This window comes from Curtobacterium sp. TC1, from assembly GCF_019844075.1.
Lineage (GTDB): Bacteria > Actinomycetota > Actinomycetes > Actinomycetales > Microbacteriaceae > Curtobacterium.
Map to the genome: position 1 here is coordinate 3608121 of NZ_CP081964.1, position 23132 is coordinate 3631252.

Sequence of the window (23132 nt, forward strand, 5' to 3'; positions counted from 1 at the left end):
CCGCGCTGAGCCGGCTCACTGACGCCCACCGACCGCGGTGGACCGAGCGCTCCGGACCGGGCGGAGCGCGCACGGCAGCCCGGCGGCGCGGAGTCGCAGCGCCAGCGCATCGAGGTCGAACAGGTCACGCCACTCGAGCCGGATGATCGTCCGGACACCCGGCACCGTGAGCAGCCTGGCATGACGACGTTTCTCGTCGAGGAACACCTCGGTCTGGCTCCGGCCGCCGAGGTAGCGCTCCTGCGTGTACTTCGCGCGTCCGTCGATCTCGACGACGACGCCTTCGGTCGGGAACCAGAAGTCGACGGCGGACCGGCGACCGTCGACGACGAACTCCTGCTGCAGCACGGGAGCGGGCAGCCCGAGCTCGCGGAAGACCACGCGCGCGAGTGACTCCGCCGGGGAACCCGAACGCCCGTCGGCCAGGTCGAGCACCTGTGCGGCCCGAGCACGCCCGCGAGCACTCGGGTGCACCGCTCGCCACAGCTCGTCCGCGGCGATCCCGCTGCGCAGCGCGGCGTCTGCCACGACGACCCCGGTCCGCAAGTCGCCGGCCATCGCGATGTCGATCACCGTCCGTGGGACCGCCGTCACTGCGAGGTCGCCGACCCGTACCCGTTCGGCGCCGGACACCGGTCGCGTGTGCAGGACCAGCTCGGCGTTCCTGCCCCGGTACATCGACTCCGGCACGGTCGCGTGTACCGGGACGCTCCACCCGCCGAGCGCCGGCAGCCCGTGCACCGCGGCCGCGGAGTCGTGCGACGCCGTCGCGCGGGTGCCGAGCCGACCGAGCCGCGCGTGCACACGGGTCACGTACCGCTGCCGTGGCCCAGCCGCATCCCACGCCGCCCCGTCCACGAACGCGTTCGGCCCTGCCCGGACGAGTCTGCCCGGACCGTGGAGCCGGGTCCGGCGGCGCAGGGTGGTGGCGTCGAGTCCGGCCTCACGCGTGGGCGAGGCCCGGAGGATGGGCAGCGGTTCGTTCATGGTGGAGACGATGCCCGACCGGCCACGCGCCCAGTCGGCCGACGTCGAGGTCTGTGGACGGGCCTCCAGGCCTGCCCGCCTGTGGAGGGAGGACGTTCCTTCCCAGCACGGACGCGATGCCAAGCGGAATCGGGCGTACCTGGTCGGAATTTCCGACCGGGTACGCCCGAAACGACCACCTACACCCGAACCCACCAGCCACCCCCCACACGCAACACGGCGCCGGACGGAACGCACCCGTGTCCCGTCCGGCGCCGCGGTCTCTCCCCCGAGGGGGACCGAGGGCCCCGCTGCCTCAGGCCCGGCGCACCCGCAGGGTGACGATCTCGAAGGGCCGGAGCGTGAGCACGACCGGCTCCCCCGACTCCCACGAGTCCCCCAGCCCACGTTCGAGCAGGTCGACGGCCGTCACGGACGCGACGTCGAACCCGAACGACACCCCGACGTCGGTCGCCCGACCGCCGGACGCCTCGTACAGCCGCACGATCACGTCTCCGGAGCGGTCCTCGGCGAGCTTCACGGCCTCGACGAACACCTGCGGCGACGACACCGAGACCAGCGGCGAAACCGTGGTCGAACCCGCGACCGTCCGCACCGGCAGGTTCAGCCGGTAGCCGGAGTCGGCGGCGTCGAGCACCGACGCCCCCACCCGCAGCACCGTCCGGAACACGTGGTGCCCCTGGTCGGCGTTGGGGTCCGGGAACGTCGGCCCGCGCAGCAGCGACTCGCGCACGAGCGTCGTGGTCCCGCCGTCGGCCCGCGTGGAACGTGTGATGTCGTGCCCGTAGGTGGAGTCGTTCGCCACCGCGACACCGAACCCGGGCTCCGCCACGTGGACCCAGCGGTGCGCCGACGTCTCGAAACGGGCGTGGTCCCACGAGGTGTTCTGGTGGGTGGGCCGGTCGATGTGCCCGAACTGGATCTCGCTCGAGGCCGCCGCGGCACGCACGTCGACGGGGAACGCGAGCTTCAGCAGCTTCTGGTGCTCGTGCCAGTCGACCTCGGTCTCGATCACCAGCTCTGCGAGCCCGGCGACCGCCGAGTACCGGGTCGTGAGCGTCGACGACCCGAAGGACCGTTCCACCACGAGCGAGGAGCCGTCGATCGCGACCGACGAGGCCGTCAGCACGGTGCCGTTGCGCTGGTACGCACGGTCGACGTCCCACGCCTCCCACTGGTTCGGGGTGTCGCGGAACACGGTGTACTCGGCAGCGGCCGCACCCGGTGCGATCGCGTCGCGGCCGCTGGCGCGGTCGACGAGCGACACGACGTGGCCGGCTGCGTCGATGGTCGCCGTGACGACGCCCGTGTCGAACACGAAGTGGTCGCCGGAGCGGACGGGAGGCACGGGTCGCGGCGCCGAGCCGAGCGAACCACCCAGGGCGGTTGCGTCTCCCGCCGCGACCGGCGAGGCGTTGAAGCGCACGACGTTGCCGGACGAGCCGCTGCCACCGACGGCGTCGGAGCCGGTCGGCGCATCGAGCAAGCCGCTGCCGCCCGCAGCCGTCGACGACGACGCACCGACCCCGGCGAGCGCCGCAGCGCCCCCGTTCGCGAGCGCGGTCGTCGCGTTGCCGATCAGCCCCTCGAGGACCTCGGCGATCTGCGCGTAGTTCTCCTCGGCGTTCTCGTAGACCCAGGCGATCGAGGACCCGGGCAGGATGTCGTGGAACTGCTGCAGCAGGACGGTGTGCCAGGCGCGCTCGAGTTCCTCGTAGGGGTAGTCGAGTCCGAGGCGCACGGCTGCGGTCGACGCCCAGAGCTCGGCCTCGCGCAGCAGGTGCTCGGAGCGGCGGTTGCCCTGCTTCGTGCGGATCTGCGACGTGTAGGTGCCGCGGTGGAACTCGAGGTACATCTCACCGGACCACACGCCGGGGGTCGGCAGCACCCGTTCGAGCTCTTCGAAGACCTGGGCCGGGGTGCCGAGCTGCACGCGCGGCGAGCCGTCCAGGTCGTGCTGGCGTCGGGCTGCGGCGACCATCTCGCGGGTGGGGCCGCCGCCGCCGTCGCCGAAACCGTAGAGCAGCATCGAGGTGTTCGCGACGCCGCGCTCCTTGTTGTTCCGCTCACCGCGGTGCAGGTCGGCGGCGGAGACGTCGGAGTTGTAGGTGTCGGCCGGCGGCAGGTGCGTCAGGATGCGGGAGCCGTCGATGCCCTCCCAGTGGAAGGACGTGTGCGGGATGACGTTCGTCTCGTTCCACGACGGCTTCTGCGTGACGAACCACTTCGAGCCGGCCGCTCGGACGATCTGCGGCAGCGCCCCGGAGTAGCCGAACGAGTCGGGGAGCCAGGCCTCGGGGGTGTCGATGCCGAACTCCTCGAGGAAGAACCGCTTGCCGGCGACGAACTGTCGTGCCAGTGCTTCGCCACCGGGCAGGTTGGTGTCGGACTCGACCCACATGCCACCGACGGGGATCCACCGGCCCTCGGCGACGCGCTGCTTGATCCGGGCCCAGATCGACGGGTAGCCGTCGCGGATCCACGCGTACTGCTGCGCGGACGAGCAGGCGAACGTGAAGTCGGGGTCGCGGTCCATCAGGTCGAGCACGTTCGAGAAGGTGCGGGCGCACTTGCGGATCGTCTCGCGCACCGGCCAGAGCCAGGCGGAGTCGATGTGCGCGTGGCCGACGGCGATCGCCCGGTGTGCGGCGGCGCTGGCGGGGACGGCCAACACGGGAGCGAGGACCTCGCGGGCGTCGGCGGCGGTGCCGGCGACGTCGTCGGGGTCGAGGGCGTCCGCGGCGAGCTCGAGGGCGTGCAGGATGTCGGCGCCCCGTGTGCCGTCCGTGGGCAGCTCCGCCATCAGGCCGCGCAGGACCCAGAAGTCCTGCTGCAGCTCCCACACGGTGTCGTCGCGCTCCACGAGTTCGAGGGCGCGCACACGGTAGATCGGCTTCTCGCCTGCGGTCGACCGCGACCCGAGCGGCGTCGCACCCTGGAACGAGTCGCCGCCGATGTCCGGGTTCGCACCGGCCTCGACGTACAGCTCGAAGGACTCCCCGGGCCCGACCTCGACGGGCACGGTGTCGTTCCGCGGCTCGATGCCCTTGATCGTGGAGCCGTCGGTGCGGTACGCCAGTCCCTCGGCCTGGAACCCCGGGTGCCGCTTCGTGAACCCGAGGTCGACGAGCAGCTCCGCGGTGGTCCCGGGCGCGGTACCGAAGTCCGTCGGCACGGTGCCGGTGATCCGGAACCAGGTGGTCCCCCACGGCCGGCCACCCCAGGCGCTGCCCACGGTGAACGGTTCGTACGCCTGCTGGACGGCGGAGTCGAACGGCACCGGCTCACCCGGCACCTCCCACGCCTCGATCGTGACCGGCGCCGAGCGGCGGTGGACGGCGGGGTCGACACGGTCGCGGACGAGGCGGGCGATCCGGGCCTCGACGAGCGGTTCGTCCTGGTGCATGTGGTTCCTTTCGAGTGAGCCGGCCGGGGCCAGCAGATCAGCCCTTGATGCCGCCGGCGAGGGCGTTGCCGCCGCCGAGGCCTCGGGACACGATCACGTAGAGGGCGATGACGGGCACGGAGTAGACGATGGAGAACGCGGCGAGCTGTCCGTACGCGACCGCCCCGTTCTGTCCGAAGAAGTTGAAGATGCTCACCGCGGCGGGCACCTTCTCGGGCGAGAGCAGCAGGACGAACGGGACGAAGAAGTTCCCCCACGCCTGGATGAACACGAAGATGAACACCACCGCGATGCCCGGCCGCATGAGCGGGATGACGATCCGCGTCAGGGTGGTCATCATCGAGGCGCCGTCGGTCCACGCTGCTTCTTCGAGCGAGATCGGCACCGAGTCCATGAAGTTCTTCGCCATCCAGATCGCCATCGGCAGGCTGGTCGCGGCGAGGAAGAAGATGCAGCCCCACACGTTGTCGATCAGGTTGAGCGACACGAACAGCGCGTAGACGGGCACCATCATCGCGGTGATCGGCAGGCCGGTCCCGAACAGGATGCTGTACAGGAACGGCTTGTTGACCCGCATCTTGTAGCGGGACAGCGGGTAGGCGGCCAGCAGTGCGAAGACCACGGTGACGATCGCCGTCCCGCCGGAGAGCAGCAGGCTGTTCGCGAGCGGGATGAACGACAGCTCGGGCGTGAGCACCTTCGCGAAGTTGTCGAGCGTGAACTGCGTCGGCAGCTTCACCGACAGCGACGCCTGGGTGTCGACCGAGGCGAGGACGAGCCAGAGCAGCGGGACCGCGAAGCACACCGCGATGACAAGCAGCACGACGTTCGCCACCCACCGCATCGTGCGGCCGCGCGGTGACGTCATGTGCAGTGAACCGGGAGCGGTCACCGCACGGGTCGTGGTCGGGTCGAGGGACGGGGCAGTGATGGCCATCAGTCCACCTCCGGCTTGAGCGCGCGGATGTAGATGATCGAGAAGACCGCCCCCACCACGAGCAGGATGGTCGCGATCGCGGTCCCGAAGCCGAGCTGCGAGAACTTGAACGCCTCCTGGTACGCCAGGATCGGCAGGGTCGACGAGTTCGTGCCCGGTCCGCCACCGGTCATCACGAAGATGAGGGTGAACACCGACAACGTCTGCAGCGTCGTCAGCATGAGGTTCGTCGAGATGCTCCGCCGGATCACCGGGAGCGTGATGTACACGAGACGCTGCCATCCGGTCGCGCCGTCGACCTCCGCCGATTCGGTGATCTCCTCGGGGACCTCCTGCACGGCGGCCGAGTAGACGAGCATCGAGAAGGCGGTCCCGCGCCAGATGTTCGCCAGGATCACGGCGAACATCGGGAACGTGTAGAGCCAGTTCGGACCGCTGATGCCGATCGACGCCAGGAAGCTGTTGAGCGTGCCCTCGTCGTTGAAGAACGCGTACGCGGCGAACGAGGCGACGATCTCGGGCAGGACCCAGGCGGCGACGACGAAGGTGCCGACGATCGCCCGGACGGCCTTGTTGGCGGACCGCATCAGGAGCGCGAGGCCGAGCCCGAGCACGTTCTGGCCCACCACTGCCGAGGCGAGCAGGAACACGATGGTCAGGACGACGGACTTCGGGAAGTCCGGGTCCTGGAAGAGTTCGACGTAGTTCTGGAAGCCGACGAACTGCTGGTCGGCAGCGCCCGCGCCGGTGAGCGCGGAGTTCGTGAACGACCCGTAGAACGACGAGATGACGGGGCCGAGCAGGAAGATGACGAGCAGGACGAGGGCGGGCAGGAGCGGGACCGCTCGGCCGACGTTCCGCAGCGGTCGCCGCTTGCGCGGCACGGGTGGATCGGTGCGCTTCGGCGCACCGGGCGCCGACAGCGTCGGCGCGAGGGGGGTGCTGGACACGATGGGTGCCTTCCGGGTGCGGAGGGGTTCCGAAGGTGGGGAAGGACGGACCGGGAGGCGCGGTGCGGGACCGCCCCGCGCCTCCCGGCCGTCAGTGGGTGACGTCCGTCAACCAGCGGAGACGGTGTTCTCCTTGCCGACCACCTGCGTGACGGCCTTGTCGTACGCCGCAGCCGCCTGCTTCGGCGTCTGCTGCCCGGTCATGACCGCTTCCATCGCGACCTGGATCGCGTTGGACACCTGCGAGTAGTCGCTCGTCGCCGGGCGGAAGTTCGTGTTCTCCACCAGCCCGGAGAAGAACTTGAACGTCGGGTTGGCGTCGGTGTAGGCGGTGTCGTCCGCGACGTCCTTACGGACGGCGATCTGGCTGTTCTCGGTGTCGTACTTCAGCGAGCCGTCCTTGTCGAGGAAGCTCGTGATGAAGTCGAACGCCGCCTGCGGGTTCTTCGACTTCGCGCCGACCGCCAGGGTCCAGCCGCCGGACATCGAGTTGTAGCCCGGGTCCTGACCGTTCTGCGTCGGCATCGGCGCCTGACCCATCACGTCGTTCCACTCGGCCCACGGCGCGGTGCCGGACTTGAGCCACGTGCCGGACTGCCACGAACCGTCGAGGTCGATCGCGAGCTTGCCCTTCGGCAGCCACGTCTGGGCGATGGTCGTGCCGACGTTCGTGTCGAGCGCCTGCTGCGGTGTCGGGCCGAGGCCGCCCTGGTAGACGTCCTTCACGAACTGCAGCGAGTCGACGAACTGCTCCGAGCCCGTGACCCACTTCTTGTCCTTGTAGAGGGTGTTGCCGGGGCCGTCCGCCCCGTACAGGAGCATCTCGAAGCCCTGCATGGTCGACGCCTCGCCCTGCGCCTTGCCCGAGTAGATGTTGAACGGGATGAGGTCGGGCTTCTCGTCCTTGATCGTCTTCGCCGCGGCGAGCACGTCGTCCCAGGTCTTCGGCTCCCACGGCACGGGCAGTCCGACGGACTTGAAGATGTCCTTGTTGTACCAGAGGGCTCGGGTGTCGGTGCCCATCGGGACGCCGTAGATCTTGCCGTCGTCACCCTGGCCGGCCTGCTTGGCGTTGTCGAAGAACTGGTCCCACTCGTCCCACTTGTCCGTGTACTTGTCGAGTGGCAGCAGGTAGCCGGCCTCGGCGTCGGCCTTGACGAGGAACGTGTCCTCGTACATGACGTCGGGAGCCGTCGCAGGCGCCTTGTTCATGAGCGCGAGCTTCGTGTAGTAGTCGTTGCCCTGGGCCTGGATCGGGACGAGCGTGACCTTCTTGCCCGGGTTGTCCTTCTCGTACTCCTTCTTGACGACCTTCATCTGGGCGTCGAGCTGCTGGAAGGCGCCGAACTTCTGGTACGCGATCTTGATCGTGTCGCTCGAGGCGGACCCCGAGGCTGAGCAGCCTGCCAGGCCGACCGCGGCGACGGCCACGGCTGCGAGTCCGGCGATGATGCGGGTGCGTTTCATCGGTGCTCCTTTGCACGGGTGACGTCCGCGGGCTCCATCGCCCGCGCGCAGGATTAGTCCAGCGTATGGACTTATCCGTGTCAAGGAGTTTCTCGCGCTGGTTCGGGCGTACCTTGCCGAATCGGGCGTACCTGGTCGGAAGTTTCGACCAGGTACGCCCGATTCGGCATTCCATCCCGCGCGCTGCGGCTCAGGAGATCGGTGTCGCGCTCCCCGTCACGGTGATCCCGCCGGACTCCGGCACGTCCACGAGCAGCAGGCTCGGACGACCGACGTGGCGCCCCTGCCGGATCGTGACGCGGTCCCCCGGCTCGACGGCACCGACCTCGCGCAGGTACGCCCCGGTCGAGGCCGCCGCCGAGCCCGTCGCCGGGTCCTCGGTGATGCGCCCGGCGGGGAACAGGTTGCGCGCCTCGTACTCACGCTCCCCGGTCCGGTGCAGCACCGTCACCGTCCCCCGCCAGCCGGCCTCGCGCTTGAGCTCGGCGAGGGGCCCGGGTGCGAAGCGGAACTGGTGGAAGAACTCGCGGTCGTGCAGCACGAGCACCGGGTGCCAGTTGCCGGCGAAGGACTCGAGCACCGGGAACCCCGGCGCGATGTCCGCGGCCTCGAGCCCGAGCAGGTCGAACAGCCGCACCAGCAGGTCCGGATCGATGTCCCGCGTCGCCGGTTCGACGCTCGTCATCGCGACCTGCACCGCCCCGTCCGGACCGGTGGTGGCGTCGAGGGCGACCTCGCCGGCGGCCGTCGTGAACACGCGGCGACCGAGCCCGTCACGTTCGGCGAGCACCACCGCGAGCGCCACCGTCGCGTGCCCGCAGAACGGCACCTCGGCGGCCGGCGAGAAGTAGCGCACCTGCAGGCCCGTCGCCGTCGCGCCGACGACGAACGCGGTCTCGGGGTAGCCGACCTCGCGGGCGACGGCGAGCATGTCGTCGTCGGACAGTCCGGCCGCGTCGAGCACGAGCCCGGCGGGGTTGCCACCCCCGGGCTCGGCGGCGAACGCGGTGTACCGGAGGACGTCGATGCTCACGCTCCGACGCTACTGCGGTGCCGTGGCCGTCCGCGCGGGCCGAACGGCGACGGGTGGCCCGGTGGTCCATCGAGTAGGGGTAACCCCCGCACGACTCCGGGTGTGCACGTGATGTTTCAGCCGGCGATCCGTCACGAGACTTGCTGCATGAGCATCGACACGCGCCCCACCACCGCCCGCCGGACCCTCCGCATCGCCCTCGCCTCGACCGCCGCGCTCTCCGCGCTCCTGCTGACCGCGGGGTGCAGCGTGCTCGAGGACATCGTCCCGAACAAGACCCCGCAGAAGCACTTCGCCACGTACTCCGACGCGCCGCGCTCCGGCGAGTCGGACGACATGGCGTTCTTCATGCCGGAGTGGGTGCCGGAGGACGCGAAGGACATCGACGTGCGTCTCAACGCCTCGGCACCCGGGTACGTCATCGGGTTCGCCTCGAAGGACGGCGTCGATGTGGACGACTGCACCCCGCTCGACGAGTCGTACGGCGGCACCGCGATGACCGCCGACTTCCTGCCCGAGGAGCTCCCGACGAAGGGCCTCGTCACCTGCGGCGACGGCCGCGCGGTCACCGAGATCGACGGCCGCTGGTACGGCTGGACCACGAAGGACGCCATCCCCGGTCAGGACGACTCGAACACGTTGCGCACCGACGGCTGACGCACCCACAGGCGGACGGGAGGCCCGTGGCGCCCCCGCCACGCGCCTCCCGTCCGCCCCGCGGTCGCGCCCACCGCACATGGTGAGCAGGAATGGTCGGGTCCGCTGTGCGAACCCGACCATTCCTGCTCACGAACTGCGCCCGCGGCGACTGGGGACTACTCCGCAGCCACAGCCGCGGGTCGGCGGCGGACGGCCAGGACGCCGACTCCCGCCGCGAGCAGCAGGAACGCGATGAGTGCGCCGGCACCGAGGCCCTCGGCACCCGTGAACGCGAGCTGCCCGTCAGCGGTGATCGTGATCGGGGTCCAGCCCAGCACCGTGCCGTCGGTGGCCGTCACCACGATGCGGTGCTCGCCGGCCGGAGCATCGGCCGGGATCGTGACGCGCACCGTGCCGTCGGCGGCGACCGTCACCGTGCCGAGCAGCGTCGGGGTCGAGTACAGCCACACGTTCACCCGGTCGCCGGCGTACTGCGTGCCCACCGTGACCGTGATGGTCTCCCCCGCGCGGGCGGACGACGGGGCCGAGACGCTTCCACGATTCGTGTCCGTCAGGCCGGTCTCCGACGGGACCACCGGGGCGATCGGAGCGGCCGGCGACGGGGTCGGCGTCGATCCACCGGTCCCGGGGGTCGGCGCGGGCGTGGACCCGCCGGTCCCGGGAGTCGGCGCGGGCGTCGATCCACCGCCACCAGGAGCGGGCGTCGGCGTCGGCGTCGGGTCCGTGCCCGGGTCGGTGTCGCCACCCTCGCACGGGTACGTCCCCGTCCGGAGCGAGAACCCGTCCGTGTCGTTGTCGTCGGCGTAGAACGTTGCCCGCTTCCCGTCGGTGCAGACGCCGGAGACCGCGAAGCCCTCGTTGGCGAGGTTCCGGTCGGCGTTCGACGGTGCCTCGAAGACCTTCGCGGCGGTGAAGGCACCGTCGGTCAGCTCGTACAGCGCGGTGCGTCCGGCGCAGGCGTCGTCGCACACCACCCAGAGCGCGTCGAGGGTCGGGTCGAACTGCACGTCGGCGACGACGGCGAAGGGCGTACCGATGGTGGCCACGCGCTGGAACGAGCCGTCCGCCATCAGCGCGTACGCGTACACGCTCGCGGTGCCTTCGACCCCGACGAAGAACAGACCCTCACCGTGTCCGGCGTAGCTCGACGGTGCGTAGGCCGCGCCGGTGTGCTCGTCGGCGAAGCCGTGCTCGGTGAGCCACGAGTCCGGGATCCAGGTGACGCCCTCGAGGCCGGCGTTCGCACCGAGCCCGGGGAAGTCCGCGGCGAGGTTCCACTCGTCGGTGGCCCGCAGGGTGCCCTCGGAGCCGTCGGTGGTGGCGTAGCGCAGGACCGACGGGCGGCTGGTCTTCGACACGTCGTTGTCCCGCTCGGTCGACACGTAGACGGCGCCGGGGTCGTCGCTCGTGACGGTGACGCCCTCGGCGTCCGGGGTCCCCGTGCCGTCGGCGTACCGCAGGTCCGTGCCCGCCGCGTTCGACGGTGCCCAGCCGCCCCGGCCGTCCGAGGTCAGGTGGTAGAGCAGGCCGTCGCCGTTCTGCACGGCCCAGAGCTGGCCGTCCTCGGACGTGCTGGAGGCGGTCCAGTCGATGCCGCTCAGGTCACCGGTGAAGGTGTCCTCGTCGTCGAGCACGGTCTCGTCCGGGCCGCCGGGCCAGGGCTCGGCGGTGACGACGCCGGCGAACCGGTTCGCGGTGCCCTTCGTCGGCTCGGCGGTGTCGGCGAAGTCGCCGGTGCCGTCCGGGCTGCGGCCGTACGTGGCGGCAGCGTGGGCCGTCCACGAGTACGAGTCGACCAGCGCACCCCGCGGATCGACGACCCGGGCGGAGTCGGCCTTGCCGAGTCCGAAGCCGAAGTCCGCCTCGTCGAGGACGGTGAAGCCACCGGCCGCGACGGTCGTACCGGCGGGGATCGTGTACGCGTGGTCGTCCTCACTGTCCTGCAGGACGTACCCACCCAGGTCGACCGTGGCGCTGCCGACGTTGGTCAGCTCCACCCAGTCGCCGGGGGTGCCGTCCTGCGACTCGACCTCGTTGATGCGCACGGGGGAGGAGCAGTCGTTGGCGGTGCCCTTCGTCGACGTGGTGGTGTCGACGAGCGCACCGGTCCCGTCGGCGCACCGGCCGTACGTGACGACCGCGTGGCTCGTCCACGAGTACCGGAGCACCAGGTCGCCAGCGGGGTCGTACACCCGCGCGGTGTCGGCGCCGCCGAGCCCGAAGTCGAACCCGGGTGCGGTGGCCGAGAGCTGGTCGATGACGAAGTACCCGCCGGGGGCGATCGTCGAGCCGGCGGGCAGGACGGAGGCGTCGTGGGAGCTGTCGTCGTCGAGGAACGCGTAGCCGGTCAGGTCGATCGACGCCGTCGACGTGTTCTGCAGCTCGACCCAGTCGGTGTCGTCGCCGTTCGACTCGACCTCGTTGACGACGAGGCCGTTCGCGGCGGCGGCACCGACGCTCGGGTCGTCGTCACCGACGGCGGCGAGGGCCGGGCTGGCCGTGACGATGCCGGCACCGACGGCCAGCACGGTGACGACCGCGGCACCGAGCCGCAGGGAGTGGGGGTGCAGGGCAGGAGTGCGCATGCAGGTCCTTCTCGGGAGGGGAGGGGAGACCTGCACGACTGTTCAGCACCTGCGCGTCCGACCGATGGCCGGACGGTGAACGACAGGTGTCGCGCGACGGCCCAGCGCCGCGACCCCTCAGTGCCCGCAACCCCTCAGCGACCGCGATGGCTCAGCGCGCGCAACGCTCAGCCCTGCGCGACCCCGGAGAAGTCCGGCGACCCGTCGGGCAGCGCCGGCAGCGGCGTGCCGTCGACGTACCGCGGCCACGCCAGGGCACGCGACGACGCCGGACGCGGCTCGTACCGGTACCGGTGCCCGCTGACCGGACCGACGGCCGTGGCAGCCGTCGGGGCGTCCGGCACCGGGGTGGCACCCCACGTCGCGATGGGCGCCGCGGGCGCGATCGGGGGCGCTGCCGGCTGCGCTTCCGGTGTCGGCCACGAACCGACCGCCGGCGCCGAGGCGGTGCCCCGCGGGCGGAAGAGCGCGTTGCTGAGCGGCACGACGACCGTTCCGAGCAGGTCGAGGATGACCACCACCCACACGAGTCGCCAGTACCCCCGCGCGTAGTCCACGTCGGGTGCGAGCAGCGGGATCGACAGCAGGAGCGCGAGCAGGGCGATGACGCCGACGGTGGCCTTGGCGACGACCTGGAGCGCCGGGGTCGGGTACCGGCGGTGGATGACGAGCAGCAGGTGCACGTGCAGGAGCGCCACCCGGGCGACGCCGACGAGCCAGATCCAGTGCCAGAACCGCTCGGCGACGAGCCAGAGGTCGTCCCCACCGGACGGGTTCGTCGGGGCGAGCCAGACCTTGTACAGCCCGGCGACGAGCAGGTACATCGAGGTCACGATGCTGGCGAACGCGAACGTGCCCGATCGCCGCGACGACACGTCGGCGTCGTACCAGGACAGCAGCGCGAAGACGACGACCACGACGATCGTCAGGAGCAGCTGCACCGCGACCCGTCCGAAGTCACCGAGCAGCACGGCCACGATCCCGACGAGCCCGGCCGCGACGACGGCGCCGATGATCGTGCGGAAGACGAGCGGTCGCACCTTCGCCCAGCGTCGGTCGATCGTGCCGTCGGTCCCGTTGTCCGTCATCTGTCCCCCGTCGTTCGCCGCGCACCTGGCGGATCCGTCGGTTCGCAGCGTAGCGGGAGGTGGCGGAGATCCTCGACCGTGGTCAGCGACGGATGAGCAGCCCGCTCGCCCGCGGGGACAACGCTGCGTCGAGCACCAGGCACGCGGCACCCACCGCGGCGACGTCGGCACCGCGGTCGCTCTCGACCACGTCGACGGGGTGCTTCGGGACGAGCAACGGTGATCCGACGATCGCGGCGCGGGCGGCCGGCAACGCCGCACTCGCGATGCGCGACCAGAAGGGTCCGCCGAAGACGACCCGGTCGATGTCGAGCAGGTTCACGATGACGACCGCTGCGTCGCCCATCACGGTGCCGGCCTCGGCGGCGAGCGCGACGGCGGCCTCGTCCCCGGCGTCGATGGCCTCGGCCAGTTCGTCCCAGGCCCGGTCCACCGCGTCGAGCGATCCCTCGGACCCGGCGGTCAACGCCACACCCCGCTCCCGCGCGATCCGCACCAGCCGGTCCGGCGCCACGGCGGCGCCGACCTCGCCCCGGGTGCCGGACCCGTCCGGGGTGCCGGCGAGCGACCGCTGGTCGACCATGATGTGCCCGGCGTCCCCGGCGTTCGACCCGACCCCGCGCACGGGTTCGTGGTCGACGACGAGCCCGACGCCGAAGCCGGTGCCGAAGTACACGAACGCGAAGTTCCGGGCCGAGGACTCCCCCGCCAGGAACATCTCGCCGACCGCTGCGGCCGTGACGTCCTTCTCGAGCAGCACCGGGTGGCCCGTGGCTTCGGCGAGCGCGTCGCGCAGTGGCACGTCCCGCCACCGGGGCAGGAACGGCGGGTCGACCACGATGCCGGCGTCGACGTCGATGGGGCCGGGGCTGGCGATCCCGACGCCGAGCACCCCGTCGACGTCCACGCCCGCGTCGGCGATGAGGCCGTCGACGGCGGAGCCGATGGTGCGGACGACCTCGGACGGGTCGTCAGCGGTCGGGGTCGAGGTGGTGGACGAGGCGACGACGGTACCCGCCAGGTCGAGCAGCACGTAGGTGACCACGGCCGGGTCGACGTGCACGCCGACGGCGTAGCGGCTGCCCGGTTCGAGCCGCAGGATGGTGCGCGGCTTGCCCCGACCGGCGACGACGGTGCCGGACTCGACGATCATGCCGGCCTCGATCAGGAACCGGGTGACGTTCGACACGGTCTGCGCGCTCAGGCCGGTGCGCGAGGCGAGTTCGACGCGGCTCAGGCCGTCCGGCGAGCGTCGGACGGCATCGAGCACGACCGTGCGGTTGAACCCGCCGATCGACGGGAGGTTCGCTCCACGCCGATGTTCTGCCATTCCGCGACCATACCGCGGCAACGGTGCGGTCTCGGTCTCCGGTCCGCGCTGGCCCCCGCACGGGTCGCACCGTTACCCTGGCCGCATGGCCGACCTGCGTCTCGAACCGCTCTCCGCGAAGACCGCTGCCGCGGCGAACTCCCTGACGCTCAAGCCGGGTCAGGAACAGTTCGTGCAGCCGACCACCTACGGGGTCGCCGAGTCCGACGTCAAGCCGAGTTCCGCGTGGACCCGGGTGGTCCTCGACGGCGACGAGGTCCTGGGCCTCATCATCGGTTCGTTCGACGCCGACAATGCGCAGGAAGAGCTGCGCAGCGCCATCTGGCGGGTCAACGTCGCGGGCTCCGCGCAGGGTCGCGGCGTCGGCCGCTTCGCCGTGCACGGCCTGGCGGACGAGGCACGCAGCCGTGGCCAGGAACGCCTGACGGTCGTCTACGAGCCCGGTGGCGACGACAGCCCCGAGGCGTTCTTCCGCGCCGTGGGCTTCGAGGTCGTCCGCGAGACCCAGTACGGCGACCACTTCGCGGTCCTGACGCTGTAGTGCTGGTCGACGGCGACGTCCCCGCACCCGAGCACGACTTCGGGGCGGCGGTGGCCGAGGTCGTCCGGATGATCCCGCCGGGTCACGTCATGACGTACGGCGACGTCGCCGCAGCGCTCGGTTCGCGCGCGTCCCGTGCGGTCGGCAAGGTGATGGCCCACGAGGGTGCGGACCTGCCGTGGTGGCGCGTGGTGCGCGCGGGTGGGCACCCGCCGCTGCACCACGAGGCCCGGGCGCTGGAACACTACCGCGCGGAGGGCACGCCGCTCGTGCAGGGGACGGCGGCCTGGAGGCTCGACATGCGCCGTGCGCGCTGGTCGCCGTCCACGGACGGAGACCCCACCGCCGATGCGGACGACCCGGGGTTCCCCCGGGATCCGTTCTGACGGAGCCCGGGGGCGAGGGTCACTTGTAGGCGTTGACGGCGCCCGCGTCCATCCGCACCGTGCCGTCGGCGTCGATCACCGGTCGCTTCTCCGACCGCGGCTTCGAGTACGTCTCGAGCTTCTCGATGCGCACCTGGTCGCCGTTCGTGATCACGCCGGGGACGCACGTGTACACGTTGTCGTTCGCGTCGGCGTCGCGCGCAGCGATCTCGACGACGTCGCCGGCACCGTTGTCGATCGTCATGCCGACCTGGTAGCGCCGGAACGACCCGGTGCCGTTCGACTGCGCCGAGTAGACGATCGGCACGATGCGCGCGATGGCGGGGTTCAAGGTGATCTCGACGACCTCGTCCGCCAGGGTCGTCGTGCCGGTGCCGCGCCGCTGGTCGCCGAGGTGCACCACCGCGCCGTCCGTGGTCGAAGCCGTGAAGCGCTGGTCGGTCTTGGTGCCGAACTGCGAGACCGTCTCGACGTGGCCGTCCACGTACTGCACCAGCGCGTAGACGTCGTAGTCGGTGCTGTTCGGCCACGAGATGGTGACCGTGATCTTCGCCGTCTTGGTGAGGCTGATGACCTGCCGCTTCTCGAGGCTGATGCGCCCCTTCGCGAGTCCCAGGTCGGCAGCCGGTGCCTGGTCGGCCGGCGGCTCCGTCACCGGTGCCGCCGGAGCAGTCTCCGTCGTCGTGGTCGCGTTCTTCTTGCCGAAACCGAACATCTCGTCCCCCTGGTCATCTACTGGTCGTGTACCCGACCATCTTGCCCGACGACAGTGCGGTGCCGTCAGGCGTCGAAGCGTGCGCCCTTCGGGCTGGTCGGGATCAGGCACAGCAGGTACAGGACGAGCGAGCCGATGCCCGGCACGACGTGCAGGAACTGCCAGAAGCCGGACAGGCCGGCGTCGTGCAGCCGTCGGGCGCCGAGGGCGAGCGAACCGACCAGGGTCGCGAGGCCCCAGAGCACGAAGAGGTAGGACCCGACGGGGTTCTCGAACAGCGCGGTGTCCGGCGTGAACGCCTGCGGGGCGAGCTGCAGCACGAGGCCGATCGCGAGCGACGTCAGCCACCACCACCAGAACTCGGCACGCGAGGCCCGACCGGTGAACACGGTGTACTTCCGCCAGAACCGCCGGACGGCCTCGGTGAAGGGTGCGCCGTAGAAGGGGTCGCGGAGGGCGACGCCGCCGGGCTGCACGCTGTCGTTGCTCATGGAGCAAGCCAACCACGTGGCGCAGCCCGGCCGCGTCCTACACGAGCGAGTCGCGCCAGGCCGCGTGCAGCTGGGCGAACCGCCCGGTGCCGGCGATGAGGTCGGCGGGGGTGCCGTCCTCGACGATCGTGCCGTGCTCCATGACGAGCACGCGGTGGGCGATCGCGACGGTGGACAGGCGGTGCGCGATGATCACCGCGGTCCGGTCGGCGAGCAGGGTCTCGAGCCCTTCCTGCACGAGCCGCTCCGAGGGGATGTCGAGCGACGCCGTGGCCTCGTCGAGGATGAGCACCTTCGGGTCCGCGATGAACGCCCGTGCGAACGAGAGCAGCTGTCGCTGCCCCGCCGAGACACGACCGCCGCGCTTGTTCACGTCGGTGTCGTACCCGTCGGGGAGCGCCATGATGAACTCGTGCGCCCCGACCGCCTTGGCGGACGCCTCGATCTCGGCGCGGGAGGCCCCCGGCTTGCCGAGCGCGATGTTGTCCGCGACGGTGCCGGAGAACAGGTACGCCTCCTGCGTGACCATCACGATCGCGCGGCGCATGTCCTTGGTGTCGAGGTCGCGCAGGTCCACGCCGTCGAGCCGCACCGTGCCCTGCGACGGGTCGTAGAAGCGCGCCATGAGCTTGGCGAGCGTCGACTTCCCCGCCCCCGTCGACCCCACCAGGGCGATGGTCTGCCCCGCCGGGATGTGCAGGTCGAACTCCGGCAGCACGACCTTGCCCGCGTTGTACGCGAACACGACGTCGTCGAAGTCCATCTTCCCCGTGGCGTCGGCCAGCTTCGTCGGCTTCACGGGGTCCGGCACGCTCGGCCGCTCCTCGAGGACGCCGGAGATCTTCTCCATCGCCGCCGAGGCCGACTGGTACCCGTTGTAGAACATCGCGAGTTCCTGCGCCGGGTCGAAGAAGCGCTTGGCGTACAGCGCGACCGCGAGCAGCGCGCCGACCTCGAGCGTCCCGCCGACGATCCGGAAGCCGCCGACGATGACGACCGCCGCGAGTGTCAGGTTGCCGATGAGCACGAGCACCGGGTCGAACGTGCCGAACAGGTTGAACACCTTGGTGTTCGCGACCCGGTAGCTCTCGACGTAGCCGCCGTACTCGTCGCGGTTGCGGGACTCCTTGCGGAAGGCCTGCACCGCGCGGATGCCCGTCATCGTCTCGACGAAGTGCACGATCACGCGCGCCGAGGTGGTGCGGGTGGACCGGAACAGGGTCTGCGAGTTCTTCTGGAACCAGCGGATCAGGAACCAGAGCGGCACGAGCGAGACCGCGAGCACGAGCCCCGAGGTCGGATCGAGCACCACCAGCGCCACTCCGGTGAACACCATGTAGAGCACACCCTGGATGAGCTGGTTCAGGCCGGAGTCGAGCAGCTCGCGGATCGAGTCGAGGTCGCTCGTCTGGCGGGAGATGATCCGACCGGACGTGTAGGTCTCGTGGAACTCGAGGGACAGCCGTTGCGTGTGCAGGAACACCCGCTTGCGCAGGTCGAACAGGATGGCCTGGCTGATCCGCGCTGCGAGCACGGTGTACCAGGCGGTCAGCACCGCACCGAGGACGGCCACGACGACGTACGTCCCGACGACCGCGAACGCGGGCACCCAGTCGTTCTGGTCGAGCACCGCCGGCAGGGCGTTGTCGATGCCCCACGCGATGAGCGCCGGCCCCGCCACAGTGCCCGCCGTGGAGACCACGACGACGATCCCGAGCAGCACCAGTCGGAGCTTCAGCGGGGCCGCGAGTGACCCGAGCAGCGCGAGGGAGCGACGCCGCAGGCGTTTGCTCTCCGCCTTCGTGAAGTCGTCGCGCTCCTCGCCGCGCACGCCCAGGGTGGTGATCGAGGCGGTGATCGGTGCGGCAGCCTGCGTGCCCGCAGCGTCGTCGGTGACCGGTGCCGCGCCTCCCAGCCGGTTCTGGTCCGTCTGCTGGCTCATGCCATCGCCTCCTGTCGTGCGGTCGCGTCATCGTCGTCGAGTGACGAGATGACGTAGCGGTAGTGCTCGTTGGTGGCCATCAGCTCCGAGTGGGTGCCGACCGCCGTGATCCTGCCGTTCTCCATGAGCGCGACGCGGTCCGCGAGGGTCACCGTCGACGGACGGTGCGCCACGATGAGCGACGTCGTGTCGGCCAGGACGCGGCGCAGGCCGGCCTCGACCCGGGCCTCGGTGTCGACGTCGAGTGCCGACAGCGGGTCGTCGAGCACCAGCACCGACGGTCGCGCCGCGATCGCACGGGCCAGCGCGAGCCGCTGGCGCTGGCCGCCGGAGAGCGAGAGTCCCTCTTCGCCGACACGGGTGTCGACGCCGTCCGGCAGGTCGTCCACGAAGGACGCCTGCGCGATGTCGAGGGCCTCGCGCATGAGCGCTTCGGCCTCGTCGCCCTCGACGTCCGGACGGCCGAGCAGCACGTTCTGCCGCACCGTCGTCGAGAACAGGGTGGCGTCCTCGAAGGCGACGGCGACGTGGCGGCGCAGTTCCTCGCGCGTGAGGTCGCGGACGTCGACACCGTCGATCGTCACGGATCCGCCGGTCACGTCGTAGAGCCGCGGCACGAGCGAGAGCAGCGTGGTCTTGCCGCTGCCGGTGAGCCCGACGAGTGCCATGGTCTCGCCCGGTTCCAGCTGCAGCTCGATCCCGTTGACGAGGTCGGGGTACTGCGGCGCGGAGTCCTGGTACCGGAAGTGCACGCCGTTGAACGACAGGGCACCGTGCGGCTCGGCGATGGTCTTCGGGTGCGCCGGATCCGTGATCGTGTTCTCGGAGTCCATCACCTCGAAGAACCGGTCGACCGCCGTGCGGGTGTCGAACGTCATCGACAGGAAGAAGCCGATCGACTCGATCGGGAACCGCAGGACCGTCGCCGTCGCGAAGAACGCGAACAGCTGCCCGACGGTCATCTCGCCCTGCGACGCCAGCCAGATGCCGGCGAGCAGGCACAGCGCGAACGCGACGTCCGGCACGAGCAACAGCCACAGCCAGATGCTCGCGATGGCCTTCGCCTTCTTGATCTCGGTGCCGCGCAGGGCCTCCGCCTGCTCGCTGAACTCCTCGAGCTTGGCGCCGCCACGACCGAACGCCTTGAGGACGCGGATGCCGTGCACCGACTGCTCGACACTCGTGGCGAGGTCACCGACCTGGTCCTGGCTGCGGCGCGCGACGACGGAGTAGCGACGCTCGAACAGCAGCCCGTTGATCCACAGCGGGATCGACGCGACGAGGAAGATGAGCCCGAGCAGCCACCCGAAGGTGAACAGGACGACGAACCCGACGACGATCGTGACGATGTTGACCACGAGCAGGACGACACCGAATGCGAGCCACCTGCGGATGAGCGACAGGTCCGACACCGATCGGGAGAGCAGCTGCCCCGACTCCCAGCGGTCGTGGAAGGCGACGGGCAGGTCCTGCAGCTTCGCGTACAGGGCGTTCCGCATGCTGGTCTCGATGCGGGTCGACGGGCGCATCACCATGCGGCGGCGCGAGGCGATGAAGAACGCCTCGAGCACACCGAGGGCGAGCACGGCGAGACCGGCGGGCCAGATCTGTGCGGAGTCGCGCGTCGACAGCGGACCGTCGACGAGCCACTGCAGGACGTAGGGGATGGCGAGCGCCACCAGGGAGGCACCCAACGCCGCGGCCATGCCGGCGATGAGGCGGCCCTGGTAGGGCTTCACGTAGGGGTGGATCCGCGCGATCGCGCGGAAGGTGGACGGGCGCGCCGTGGTGGGCGACTTGGACATGCGTTGCGTCCTCATGCGTCTGCCGGGTCCCCGGGTCGCGCTGCGCGGTACCGCCTGCTGCGTGCGTACTTGCGTGCGGCGGGCGTGCGGTGCGTGCGCGGCCTCGACCTGGAGGCTCGGTGTGGCGTTGCGTGGTGATCATCGGCCGGGCGCGTGGTCGCGCCTCCGCCGTCACTCGCGTGACGTCGGTCGGGCCGGAGGGCACCGGGAGACACTCGTCCCCCGGGTTCAGGCGGGTGGTTCGCGGACGCTGGTCGTGCGGCGCCGCGAGGCCGTGGGAACGGCCTGGCTAGACGGCGGCCGCGACGCGCGGTCGCGGTGCGATCAGGGATCGCCGTGCGGGAGTGGTCCCCACGACGGACACGAGACCTGCGCGGGCGGCCGTCGCCACGGTTCCGGTCATGTTGTCCATCGTCACTCCAGTCGTCGTCTTCGTCACCGTTGTGTCCGCGGTGCCACCGGTCCCGAGGGATCGTCGGCTGCCTGTCGCGGAGCCTTACAGACTATTCACAGTGACTCGCAGCGCGCAATAGGGTGCCACGATTTGTTCACGTCAGTGGAAGAACTGGCGCTCGCCTCAGTGGAAGAAGTGGCGCTCGCCCGTGAAGTACATCGCGACCCCGGCGGCCTTCGCTGCGGCGATGACCTCGTCGTCGCGGACGCTGCCACCGGGCTGGGCCACCGCGCGCACACCGGCGTCGAGCAGCACCTGCAGGCCGTCGGCGAACGGGAAGAACGCGTCGGACGCTGCGACACTGCCGCTCGCACGGTCACCGGCACGGTTCACCGCCAGGTGGCACGAGTCCACCCGGTTGACCTGGCCCATGCCCACCCCGACGCTCGCGCCCTGGTTCGCCAGCAGGATGCCGTTCGACTTGACCGAACGGCTCGCCTTCCACGCGAACGCCAGGTCGGCGAGGGTCTGGTCGTCGGCGGGCTCACCGGCGACGAGGGTCCAGGTCGACTGGTCGAACGCCGTGAAGCGGTCGGCGTCCTGCACCAGGAAGCCGCCGGAGATCTGCTTGACCTCACGCGGAGCCAGGGCGAAGTCGGCCGGCAGCGTGAGCAGGCGGATGTTCTTCTTGCGCGACAGGATCTCGAGCGCCTCGGGGTCGAAGCCGGGCGCGACGACGACCTCGGTGAAGATGTCCTTGACGGTCTCCGCCATGGCCACGGTGACGGGACGGTTCGCGGCGATGACCCCGCCGAAGGCGGACAGCGGGTCGCAGGCGTGTGCGGCGGCGTGGGCGGAGGCGATCGGGTCGGCGGCGTCGGCCGGGGCGATCGCGATGCCGCACGGGTTGGCGTGCTTGATGATCGCGACGGCGGGGGTGTCGAAGTCGAACGCCGCACGGACGGCGGCGTCGGCGTCGACGTAGTTGTTGTACGACATCTCCTTGCCGTGCAGCTGCGTCGCCTGCGCGATGCCGGTGCCGTCCGTGCTCGTGTAGAGCGCGGCAGCCTGGTGCGCGTTCTCGCCGTAGCGGAGCGTGGCGGACAGGTCGGCGGTGACGCTGAGGTGCTCGTCGAACACGCCGGGCGTCGCGATGTCCCCGCTGGTCGTCGGCGCTGCCGCCGCCGCGACGACGTCGCTGGCGAAGTAGGACGCCACCGCGCTGTCGTACGCCGCGGTGTGCGCGAAGGCCTGGGCGGCCAGACGCTTGCGGAGCTCGAGGGAGGTACCACCGGCGCGGACCGCCTCGACGACCTCGGCGTAGGACGACGGCGCCACGACGATCGCCACGTTCGGGTGGTTCTTCGCCGAGGCGCGGACCATCGCGGGGCCGCCGATGTCGACGTTCTCGACCACGGTCGCGGTGTCGGCACCCGACGCCACGGTCTCGACGAACGGGTACAGGTTCACGACGACGAGCTCGAAGGCCGCGATCCCGAGGTCGGCGAGCTGCTGCTCGTGCGACTCGAGGCGCAGGTCGGCGAGCAGGCCCGCGTGCACCGACGGGTGCAGGGTCTTGACCCGGCCGTCGAGCGACTCCGGGAACCCGGTGACGCTCGCGACGTCGGTGACGGCGAAGCCCGCGTCGCGGATGGTCTGGGCGGTGGAGCCCGTCGACACGATCTCGACACCCGACTCGGCGAGGGCGCCGGCGAGCTCGAGCAGGCCGGACTTGTCGCTCACCGAGATGAGTGCGCGGCGGACCGGCACCACGTCACGGTCGCGGTAGAGGCTGGGGTCGGCTGCGTGCACGCTCATGCGCTCGGGGTGCCCTTCAGGTCGGTGGTGCCGTTGGCGATGTCGAGGATGGTCTGGATGAGCAGGCGGCGCTCGACCGGCTTGATGCGGTCGTGCAGCGTCGACTCGGAGTCGCCGGGGAGCACGGGGACGCGCTCCTGGGCGAGGATCGGGCCGGTGTCCACGCCGTCGTCGACCGCGATGACGCTCGCACCGGTCTCCGTGACGCCAGCCGCGAGGGCGTCCCGCACGCCGTGGGCGCCGGGGAACTCGGGCAGGTACGCCGGGTGGGTGTTGATGATGGCCGGGGCGAACTCGGACACCACGGCCGGGGGCAGCAGGCGCATGAGGCCGGACAGCACGAGCAGGTCGGGCGACCACGGGCGGATCTGCTCGGCGAGGGACTGCCCCCACTCGGCGCGGGTCTCGTAGCGCGAGAACGGCACCGTGAAGGTCGGGATCGAGAACTCCTCGCCCAGACCGAGGCCCTCGGCGTCGCGGTCGGCACCGATGGCGACGACACGGGCGGGGTACTCGGCGTCGAAGGTCGCTTCGAGCAGGGCTCGGAGGTTCGACCCGGTACCGGAGATCAGGACGACCAGTTCGAGCACGGCACCA

The 23132-nt window shown here is 70.9% G+C and carries 18 protein-coding genes; 3 read left to right on the forward strand and 15 right to left on the reverse strand.

What is annotated here, in order from left to right; translation table 11 throughout:
- Positions 1-15: 15 nt before the first annotated feature.
- The 6 genes from KZI27_RS18290 to KZI27_RS18315 form a co-directional block, all read right to left on the reverse strand.
- Positions 16-987 (reverse strand): hypothetical protein, encoded by a 972-nt coding sequence (locus tag KZI27_RS18290; protein ID WP_222658723.1) that lies wholly within the window; start codon positions 985-987, stop codon positions 16-18.
- A gap of 295 nt (positions 988-1282) precedes the next feature.
- Positions 1283-4393, reverse strand: a complete 3111-nt coding sequence (locus KZI27_RS18295; RefSeq protein WP_222658724.1) for an alpha-mannosidase — start codon at positions 4391-4393, stop codon at positions 1283-1285.
- A gap of 37 nt (positions 4394-4430) precedes the next feature.
- On the reverse strand, positions 4431-5330 hold the full coding sequence (locus KZI27_RS18300; protein ID WP_410004014.1) for a carbohydrate ABC transporter permease: 900 nt from the start codon (positions 5328-5330) through the stop codon (positions 4431-4433).
- Complete coding sequence (locus tag KZI27_RS18305) at positions 5330-6280, reverse strand: carbohydrate ABC transporter permease (protein ID WP_123311882.1); 951 nt, start codon at positions 6278-6280, stop codon at positions 5330-5332. The genes KZI27_RS18300 and KZI27_RS18305 overlap by 1 nt, the downstream gene beginning before the upstream one ends.
- Positions 6281-6388: 108 nt before the next feature.
- Positions 6389-7747: an extracellular solute-binding protein gene (locus KZI27_RS18310; RefSeq protein WP_222658725.1), complete on the reverse strand. Its 1359-nt coding sequence runs from the start codon at positions 7745-7747 to the stop codon at positions 6389-6391.
- Positions 7748-7937: 190 nt separating this feature from the next.
- Complete coding sequence (locus tag KZI27_RS18315; RefSeq protein WP_222658726.1) at positions 7938-8780, reverse strand: PhzF family phenazine biosynthesis protein; 843 nt, start codon at positions 8778-8780, stop codon at positions 7938-7940.
- Positions 8781-8927: 147 nt separating this feature from the next.
- Here KZI27_RS18315 and KZI27_RS18320 point away from each other — a divergent pair, with 147 nt between their 5' ends.
- Positions 8928-9437: a hypothetical protein gene (locus tag KZI27_RS18320; protein ID WP_222658727.1), complete on the forward strand. Its 510-nt coding sequence runs from the start codon at positions 8928-8930 to the stop codon at positions 9435-9437.
- 158 nt (positions 9438-9595) lie between these two features.
- Here KZI27_RS18320 and KZI27_RS18325 read toward each other — a convergent pair whose 3' ends face one another.
- From KZI27_RS18325 to KZI27_RS18335, 3 genes are all read right to left on the reverse strand, one after another.
- Complete coding sequence (locus KZI27_RS18325; protein WP_222658728.1) at positions 9596-12025, reverse strand: lamin tail domain-containing protein; 2430 nt, start codon at positions 12023-12025, stop codon at positions 9596-9598.
- Positions 12026-12192: 167 nt separating this feature from the next.
- A complete protein-coding gene (locus KZI27_RS18330) occupies positions 12193-13113 on the reverse strand; it encodes a hypothetical protein (protein WP_222658729.1) in 921 nt (306 codons plus the stop codon).
- Between the two features lie 82 nt (positions 13114-13195).
- On the reverse strand, positions 13196-14443 hold the full coding sequence (locus KZI27_RS18335; protein ID WP_222658730.1) for an ROK family transcriptional regulator: 1248 nt from the start codon (positions 14441-14443) through the stop codon (positions 13196-13198).
- Between the two features lie 85 nt (positions 14444-14528).
- On the opposite strand from KZI27_RS18335, the gene KZI27_RS18340 reads away from it, so the two are divergent.
- Positions 14529-14984, forward strand: coding sequence for a GNAT family N-acetyltransferase (locus KZI27_RS18340; protein WP_123311868.1), 456 nt, complete (start codon positions 14529-14531; stop codon positions 14982-14984).
- The gene (locus tag KZI27_RS18345; RefSeq protein WP_261783967.1) at positions 14984-15370 is read left to right on the forward strand and encodes an MGMT family protein; all 387 of its coding nucleotides are present in this window, start codon (positions 14984-14986) and stop codon (positions 15368-15370) included. Before KZI27_RS18340 ends, KZI27_RS18345 begins: the two co-directional genes overlap by 1 nt.
- Positions 15371-15389: 19 nt before the next feature.
- Here the strand turns inward: KZI27_RS18345 and KZI27_RS18350 are convergent, their stop codons facing one another.
- The 6 genes from KZI27_RS18350 to purN form a co-directional block, all read right to left on the reverse strand.
- Positions 15390-16085 (reverse strand): TerD family protein, encoded by a 696-nt coding sequence (locus KZI27_RS18350; protein WP_222658731.1) that lies wholly within the window; start codon positions 16083-16085, stop codon positions 15390-15392.
- Positions 16086-16150: 65 nt separating this feature from the next.
- Positions 16151-16576 carry a DUF805 domain-containing protein gene (locus KZI27_RS18355; RefSeq protein WP_222658732.1) on the reverse strand — a complete coding sequence of 142 codons (426 nt, stop codon included), beginning with the start codon at positions 16574-16576 and terminating at the stop codon, positions 16151-16153.
- A gap of 37 nt (positions 16577-16613) precedes the next feature.
- Positions 16614-18422 carry an ABC transporter ATP-binding protein gene (locus KZI27_RS18360; protein WP_222661490.1) on the reverse strand — a complete coding sequence of 603 codons (1809 nt, stop codon included), beginning with the start codon at positions 18420-18422 and terminating at the stop codon, positions 16614-16616.
- Between the two features lie 92 nt (positions 18423-18514).
- Positions 18515-20323, reverse strand: coding sequence for an ABC transporter ATP-binding protein (locus KZI27_RS18365; RefSeq protein WP_222658733.1), 1809 nt, complete (start codon positions 20321-20323; stop codon positions 18515-18517).
- Between the two features lie 577 nt (positions 20324-20900).
- Entirely contained in the window at positions 20901-22535 is a 1635-nt protein-coding gene (purH, locus tag KZI27_RS18370; protein ID WP_222658734.1) for a bifunctional phosphoribosylaminoimidazolecarboxamide formyltransferase/IMP cyclohydrolase, read from the reverse strand.
- The gene (purN, locus tag KZI27_RS18375; RefSeq protein ID WP_222658735.1) at positions 22532-23125 is read right to left on the reverse strand and encodes a phosphoribosylglycinamide formyltransferase; all 594 of its coding nucleotides are present in this window, start codon (positions 23123-23125) and stop codon (positions 22532-22534) included. Before purN ends, purH begins: the two co-directional genes overlap by 4 nt.
- Between the last annotated feature and the right edge of the window lie 7 nt (positions 23126-23132).

Coding starts and splice junctions, on each gene's coding strand:
- KZI27_RS18290 (WP_222658723.1), bottom strand. CDS start 987: ATGAACGAACCGCTGCCCATCCTCCGGGCCTCGCCCACGCGTGAGGCC.
- KZI27_RS18295 (WP_222658724.1), bottom strand. CDS start 4,393: ATGCACCAGGACGAACCGCTCGTCGAGGCCCGGATCGCCCGCCTCGTC.
- KZI27_RS18300 (WP_410004014.1), bottom strand. CDS start 5,330: ATGGCCATCACTGCCCCGTCCCTCGACCCGACCACGACCCGTGCGGTG.
- KZI27_RS18310 (WP_222658725.1), bottom strand. CDS start 7,747: ATGAAACGCACCCGCATCATCGCCGGACTCGCAGCCGTGGCCGTCGCC.
- KZI27_RS18320 (WP_222658727.1), top strand. CDS start 8,928: ATGAGCATCGACACGCGCCCCACCACCGCCCGCCGGACCCTCCGCATC.
- KZI27_RS18325 (WP_222658728.1), bottom strand. CDS start 12,025: ATGCGCACTCCTGCCCTGCACCCCCACTCCCTGCGGCTCGGTGCCGCG.
- KZI27_RS18330 (WP_222658729.1), bottom strand. CDS start 13,113: ATGACGGACAACGGGACCGACGGCACGATCGACCGACGCTGGGCGAAG.
- KZI27_RS18335 (WP_222658730.1), bottom strand. CDS start 14,443: ATGGCAGAACATCGGCGTGGAGCGAACCTCCCGTCGATCGGCGGGTTC.
- KZI27_RS18340 (WP_123311868.1), top strand. CDS start 14,529: ATGGCCGACCTGCGTCTCGAACCGCTCTCCGCGAAGACCGCTGCCGCG.
- KZI27_RS18350 (WP_222658731.1), bottom strand. CDS start 16,085: ATGTTCGGTTTCGGCAAGAAGAACGCGACCACGACGACGGAGACTGCT.
- KZI27_RS18355 (WP_222658732.1), bottom strand. CDS start 16,576: ATGAGCAACGACAGCGTGCAGCCCGGCGGCGTCGCCCTCCGCGACCCC.
- KZI27_RS18365 (WP_222658733.1), bottom strand. CDS start 20,323: ATGTCCAAGTCGCCCACCACGGCGCGCCCGTCCACCTTCCGCGCGATC.
- purH (WP_222658734.1), bottom strand. CDS start 22,535: ATGAGCGTGCACGCAGCCGACCCCAGCCTCTACCGCGACCGTGACGTG.